Source organism: Nitrosospira multiformis (genome assembly GCF_003050865.1).
In the GTDB taxonomy this organism is placed as follows: domain Bacteria; phylum Pseudomonadota; class Gammaproteobacteria; order Burkholderiales; family Nitrosomonadaceae; genus Nitrosospira; species Nitrosospira multiformis_E.
In genome coordinates, this window is the sequence record NZ_QAOK01000057.1 from 1 (window position 1) to 6,236 (window position 6,236).

The 6,236-nt window shown below is 54.4% G+C and carries 9 protein-coding genes and 1 pseudogene; 7 read left to right on the forward strand and 3 right to left on the reverse strand.

The genetic code is table 11. From position 1 onward, the window contains the following. The 7 genes from C8R21_RS15105 to C8R21_RS15135 all read left to right on the forward strand — a co-directional run. The coding region (locus C8R21_RS15105; RefSeq protein ID WP_107763432.1) for a transposase at nt 1-823 on the forward strand (823 nt) is incomplete at its 5' end. A 363-nt stretch (nt 824-1,186) separates the two neighbouring features. Continuing rightward, a complete protein-coding gene (locus tag C8R21_RS15110; protein WP_107763437.1) occupies nt 1,187-1,549 on the forward strand; it encodes an ArsR/SmtB family transcription factor in 363 nt (120 codons plus the stop codon). 11 nt (nt 1,550-1,560) lie between these two features. Beyond that, entirely contained in the window at nt 1,561-2,034 is a 474-nt protein-coding gene (locus C8R21_RS15115) for an ArsI/CadI family heavy metal resistance metalloenzyme (RefSeq protein WP_107763433.1), read from the forward strand. A 140-nt stretch (nt 2,035-2,174) separates the two neighbouring features. Then, a complete protein-coding gene (locus C8R21_RS15120; RefSeq protein WP_445668752.1) occupies nt 2,175-3,446 on the forward strand; it encodes an arsenic transporter in 1,272 nt (423 codons plus the stop codon). A 115-nt stretch (nt 3,447-3,561) separates the two neighbouring features. Continuing rightward, nucleotides 3,562-3,882 carry a YnfA family protein gene (locus C8R21_RS15125; protein WP_375136010.1) on the forward strand — a complete coding sequence of 107 codons (321 nt, stop codon included), beginning with the start codon at nt 3,562-3,564 and terminating at the stop codon, nt 3,880-3,882. Nucleotides 3,883-3,922: 40 nt separating this feature from the next. Next, on the forward strand, nt 3,923-4,270 hold the full coding sequence (locus C8R21_RS15130; protein WP_181258976.1) for a DNA-binding protein: 348 nt from the start codon (nt 3,923-3,925) through the stop codon (nt 4,268-4,270). Next, the gene (locus tag C8R21_RS15135; protein WP_107763436.1) at nt 4,267-4,614 is read left to right on the forward strand and encodes an RES family NAD+ phosphorylase; all 348 of its coding nucleotides are present in this window, start codon (nt 4,267-4,269) and stop codon (nt 4,612-4,614) included. Before C8R21_RS15130 ends, C8R21_RS15135 begins: the two co-directional genes overlap by 4 nt. A 44-nt stretch (nt 4,615-4,658) precedes the next feature. On the opposite strand, the gene traD is transcribed toward C8R21_RS15135, so the two are convergent. The 3 genes and pseudogenes from traD to C8R21_RS15150 form a co-directional block, all read right to left on the reverse strand. Beyond that, nucleotides 4,659-5,123, reverse strand: coding sequence for a conjugal transfer protein TraD (gene traD / locus C8R21_RS15140; RefSeq protein ID WP_258192449.1), 465 nt, complete (start codon nt 5,121-5,123; stop codon nt 4,659-4,661). A 366-nt stretch (nt 5,124-5,489) separates the two neighbouring features. Then, complete coding sequence (locus C8R21_RS15145) at nt 5,490-5,930, reverse strand: AI-2E family transporter (protein WP_258192450.1); 441 nt, start codon at nt 5,928-5,930, stop codon at nt 5,490-5,492. A 96-nt stretch (nt 5,931-6,026) separates the two neighbouring features. After that, a pseudogene (locus C8R21_RS15150) lies at nt 6,027-6,140 on the reverse strand (IS200/IS605 family transposase); the annotation flags it as partial. Nucleotides 6,141-6,236 lie beyond the last annotated feature (96 nt).

Here is a 6,236-nt window from a genome sequence, read left to right on the forward strand (position 1 = left end):
TACCAATCGCTTGGGCGACACGCTTAAGCAATACTATCCGCAAGCGCTGGAGTGGTTCGATCATCGGGATACGGTCCTGTTTTGCGATTTCGTGACACGTTGGCCCACGCAAATGCATGCAAGGAAAGCTCGCAAGTCTGTGCTGGAAGCCTTTTTCAAGGCGCATAACCTGCGTTCCGCCACACTCATTGCCACGCGAATCGAAGCGATCAAGGCGTCAAAACCCTTGACCCAGGACGTTGCCGTTATCACGTCGCATCGTTTACTGGCGCTGGTGCTGGTCGAGCAGATACGTATTACGTTGCAGGCCATTGATCGGTTTGACCGGGAGATTGCAGCACTCGCGCCAACACTACCAGACTATAAGCTTTTCAGTAATTTGCCTGGCGCCGGTCAAGCTCTGGCGCCACGCCTGCTCGCCGCCTTTGGTGAGCAGCGTGAACGCTATGCAACTGCCGGTGAATTGCAAATGTACTCGGGTATTGCGCCGGTGCTGGAAAGAAGCGGTCAGAAAAGCTGGGTACATTGGCGGTTGCGGTGCCCAAAGTTTGTACGGCAAACGTTTGTTGAATGGGCTGCGCAGACGGTTAATAAATCTTTTTGGGCAGGCGCTTTTTACCAGCAGCAGCGGGGAAAAGGCAGCTCTCATCAAGCTGCCTTGCGCGCACTGGCATTCAAGTGGATTCGTATCCTTTTCCGTTGCTGGAAAGATCGCACGCCTTATGATGAATCCAGGTACCTGGATGCGCTTAAAAAACGTAGTTCGCCGTTACTCGCACTACTCGACCCAGAGAAAGCGGAACTAAAATTGGCAAAAGCGTGAAAGGGAGAATCTCGAACATTCACAGTCTTGACGGATCAACTCAGGGCGTGAGTCCCCCTCGCGAAAGACTAGGGGGACTTGTGGGGAGATTAGCACGGGGAGTACTGGTCCATGCCGGGGCAAGGGGATTCAAAAGGAATTCAAGTGAGCTGCGGCCGCAAGGCTTTGCGGATCACAGGCCATGACAGGCAAAGCGCACTGCGGAATGCAGTTGGCGTGGCCTGTGACAAGCAGGAACGGGGAAATGGAGGGGGTTTTCGCGGATCAGGCTGTAAAAAAACTCGCCTCATACATCCCACCATTCTGAAGGGGCAAGGCCCAATTAAATTTGACTTTATTCTATATTTCTATTATTGTCGAAATATGGAAACTAAAGAAGCCGTAACCGCACTCGCGGCACTCGCCCAGGAAACACGCCTGTCGGTTTTCCGCCTGCTCGTTCAAGCGGGTCCGGAAGCCATGTCGGTGGGCAGCATCGGTGAAAAATTGAAAGTGCCGCCCGCGACCCTTTCCTTTCATCTCAAGGAACTCAGCCATGCGGGTCTGGTGGCATCGCGGCAGGAAAGCCGTTTCATCTACTACATGGCCGACTTCGCGCAAATGGCGGCGCTGATGACGTTTCTCACCCAGAACTGCTGCCAAGGCATGCCGCAGGAGTGCCTTACAGTGATGGAAATGGCGCTTGAAGGTTGCTGTGCGCCACCGCAAGCTAAACGTAGATCTTAAAGGAGCAAATCATGAAACGCTTTCATGTGCATGTCGCTGTTGACGATCTCAACGCAAATATCCGCTTTTATTCGGCGGTATTCGGGGCGGAGCCCTCGGTGCGCAAGCCGGACTACGCAAAGTGGATGCTGGAAGATCCCCGCATCAATTTCGCTATTTCGCAGCGGGGTGCCAGGGCAGGCCTGGACCATCTCGGACTCCAGGTGGATACAGATGAAGAGCTCAGCGCATTGCGCAGCCAGGTGACCACTGCTGAAATCAATCGGCATGAACAAGCAGACGCGACCTGCTGTTACGCGCGCTCTGATAAATACTGGATCACCGATCCGCAAGGAATTGCCTGGGAGACCTACCACACGCTAGGCGAGGCTGAGATATATGGTGTGGATAAGGCGCCGAAAGCAGGTGAAGCAGCCACGTGCTGCGCCCCACCGTCAAAGACTGTTAAGGCCGAAAATCGTAAAGCCGCCGCGAAGTGCTGCTAGGTGCCAATAGCAGCAGTTCGAGTAAAGCAGAGGGATGGTGATGCAGAGCCACGATGATGGATTAGCTTTTGCATCGCCATCTCCGCTCTTTGTGAGATTTTAGAGAAACGGCTCAAGAGGAGACTGACCTGCTTGCGGCGCTGATTTTCCTGTTCACCCTGGTGCTGGTAATCTGGCAGCCACGCGGGCTCGGCATTGGGTGGAGCGCGATGCTCGGCGCCATCCTGGCGCTGCTGTCAGGCGTAGTCCATCCCGGAGATATTCTCATAGTCTGGCAGATCGTCTGGAATGCGACCGCTACCTTTATCGCCATTATCATCATCAGCCTGTTGCTCGATGAAGCCGGTTATTTTGAATGGGCGGCATTGCACGTTGCCCGGTGGGGTGGCGGGAGAGGCCAGATGCTGTTCGCGCTGATCGTCCTGCTCGGCGCATCGGTTTCCGCCTTGTTCGCCAATGACGGCGCGGCGCTGATCCTCACGCCTATCGTGATGGCAATGCTCATGGCATTAGAATTCAGTCCGGCGGCAACACTCGCGTTCGTAATGGCAGCTGGCTTCATCGCCGATGTGGCCAGCCTTCCGCTGATCATTTCCAACCTGGTCAATATCGTGTCTGCCGATTTTTTCAAGATCGGCTTCAAGGACTATGCGTCAGTCATGATCCCGGTGAATATCGTCGCGATCATCGCTGCCCTGGCCGTGCTATTGCTCTATTTTCGCCTAAGCGTTCCAGCACGTTATGACATCAACCAACTCAAACAGCCAAACGAGGCCATTCGCGATCTGATCACTTTCCGCACCGGCTGGGCGGTGCTGGTGCTGTTGCTGGTCGGATTTTTTGGCCTCGAACCTTTGGGAGTGCCGATTAGCGCTGTCGCATCCGCCGGGGCGCTGCTTCTGTTTGCTGTTGCGGCGCGCGGACATGTCATCAGCACCCGCCGGGTACTGCTGGAGGCCCCTTGGCAAATCGTATTTTTCTCTCTAGGAATGTATCTCGTAGTTTATGGACTGCGCAATGCGGGGCTTGCCGATCATATTGCGCGATTACTCGATTACTTTGCACAAGGAGGAATATGGGGAGCCGCCTTCGGAACGGGCATTCTTACCGCTCTACTCTCTTCAATCATGAACAACATGCCGACCGTCCTGGTAGGCGCGCTTTCCATTGACGCCACTAATGCAACGGGCGTAGTCAAGGACGCGATGATCTACGCCAATGTGATCGGCTGCGACCTGGGCCCCAAGATCACGCCTATCGGTTCCCTGGCTACGCTGCTATGGCTCCACGTCCTGGCCCGCAAGGGCATGAGGATTACCTGGGGTTATTATTTCAAGGTGGGCGCGGTACTGACCATGCCGGTATTGCTTGTGACATTGGCGGCTTTGGCATTACGCCTCAGTTTTCCTTAGCTATTGCACCTAATGCGCGGTGAGCATTATTTTCCCTGAATCTTTTATGTGAAGACGCCCATCGGGTTTCGCATGGCAGGTGAGAGTTGATGCGCGAGCCATTGTGGAGCAACTCATCTTGATTCTGAAAACGACTGGGCTGTTCCTTGCGACAGCACTTGCCGAAATTATCGGCTGCTTTTTGCCCTACTTATGGCTGAAGGGCGGGCCAATGTGGCTGCTGATTCCCGCAGCAGCGAGCTTGGCGCTATTCGTATGGTTGCTGACGCTGCATCCGGCGGCCAGTGCTGCCTACGGAGGCGTCTACGTGGCTACCGCCCTGGTTTGGCTCAAGGTCGTGGATGGGGTGAAGCTATCGGCGCTGGATTGGGCGGGGGCGGGTATCGCGCTACTCGGCATGTCAATCATCGTGCTAGGCTGGCACGACGAGGTTTAGCGTACGATTTTTTCCGTTTCGGGAGCTGACCTCGCCTTTGGTGTTCTGGGCAGTTCAGTCCACCGTCAGCACGTCGATGATTGGGCAGCGTGTCGCTGAGGCGCTGTCGCTCCCGTTGCAGGAGCTCGCGACAACTGCAGGCGTTCATCGCAACACCATACGTTCACATCCAGAATCGCCGAAACTACAGCACTATTTGCGAGAGATGCTGCGGGTGATGTCGGCAGCGAGCGCCTCACAATCCGATTTCAATCGCGTACTTTTCTGGTTTAAAAATGTGCCGATCTCATCATTCAATCACAAGACAGCCTTACAACTCATCGCTGAAGGACGGACCGACGATATCGTCGCCTACCTGGAGTCAATTCAGTCAGGTTATGTCGGATGATCTTGGCCAGCCTGAGCGCGACCGAACTCTATCGGGCGCACACGCCCCGCTGGTCGTTCGCGCCGCTGAGTGGCGCCGGTGCCGCAGTGCAAGGCGGTCGATTCAACCGTAAGGGTATCGAGGCTCTATATCTCACTCTTGAAGCAAAAACAGCCTTGGCTGAGTATCAACAGGTCAGCCCTCTGCTCGAACCCTGTATGCTTACTTCGCACATCGCATCGGTGGGCCGTGTGGTCGATCTGCGGCAGTTCGATGGCAGCGACGTCTGGGACCCGCTGTGGACGGATTGGGACACAGACTGGCGCAATTTTGCGTTCAACCTGCGAATACGTTATCATGGGTAAAAATTCAGTGATTCATGCCCTTTTTTTTGGCTAGCACGGCATTCTTATTTTGTTTTCTCATCGAGCAATGCATCTCCCGCGCGCTTCCATTCCCGTCTTCTAGGATCCTCTGCCGGCACATTTGCCAGTCCGAGCAGAGCTCCCAGTAGCTCCCCTCGATCGAATACTGGAACATGGGTCTCGGAATCCACGAGACCTGCCAGAATCAGCAACTCGGCAGCATTGTGCAGCTCCTGGTCGTGCTCTCTGGAGGCCGCCTCCCTGGTGATCGCTTCCAGAATACGTGCTGCTTCCTCGTCCCTTGCCGCAAGGCGGGCCGCTTCCGCCTTTGCCCTTTGTGCCCGTTCTGCCGCCGCCTCCACCTTAATTAACGCGGCAAGAATACGCGAGTCCGCGTCAGTGCGCCTGAGCTTGTCTACCAGAGAAAGGAGTTGCCGCTGTTGTTCGCCTGGTGCTTTGAGGCCGCGTAGATATGCCAGTCTGGCAGTAAGCCATTTGTCGTGCAACATAAATACTCCTGGTTCATTGGTCGGCAGCCCCGTTCCAGCTACCCTGGGGGTTGGGGAATCGAAAATAAGCTGGGAATGGGAATTCTCTTTTCGCCGTGATCTGGTATGCCGCCTGATCTTTCCTCTACCCACATAGAGAGCTCGAACGTATCAGGGAATGTCTTGTTGCTAAAAAATGGACGGCTATTGTGAAATAATAGTTTAAATCTTCAGGTAGCGCGTATCCTACTAAGGTCTTCAGCCATCACGTCGAAACCCCATCTTTTCCCAACATGTGCAGCCGTTACTACCCCTTGGTACGGCAGAACCTACGCCGCCCGCCGTTAACCACTCACGCGCTGTTGTAGGTTTAGAATAATTTTGCCATTAATCATTGGGCATTTCCCGTGTTGTAGAAAAGAGATCCCAAGCGGCAATGAACAGTGCTGCGATTGCGGGGCCGATGACGAAACCGTTAAGGCCAAAAAGAGCCATACCCCCGAGCGTTGAGATAAGTACCACATAGTCGGGCATCCGGGTATCTTGGCCGACGAGTATGGGCCGTAGAACGTTATCCACCATTCCAATTACAAGCACACCAAAGGCGATGAGAGTTATTCCTTGCCAAATGGCCCCGGTAAGCAGGAAATAGATCGCTACTGGTGCCCAGATCAGGGCAGCGCCAATAGCAGGCAATAAAGATAAGAAAGCCATCACAAAGCCCCACAGCAGCGCTCCTTGTATACCCAAGAATGAAAATATCACTCCCCCTAGCGTGCCTTGTATCGCGGCCACGGCGATATTGCCCTTTACGGTGGCACGAACCACGGTGGTGAATTTACCGACTCAACAACCACCAGCTAAAGCTGGTGGGTTAGTGTTACGGACTGAAAGTCCGGATACGCGTCGACTGAACGACGCGTCCTAATCGGGTTCCATCTTGAAATCATCGTCAGGCCTCGGCTCGAAATGATGCTCCAAATACTGCCTGATCATCTCCTCTGTCATTTGCCCCACTGTGGCACAAAAGTATCCTCTTTGAGGTTGGCCGGGAATTTCGGATACTGACGGTGACGGTTTAAACTGAGCACTGGAGGTAGAAGGATGTACAAGATTCCGAAGCAGAGCTACACG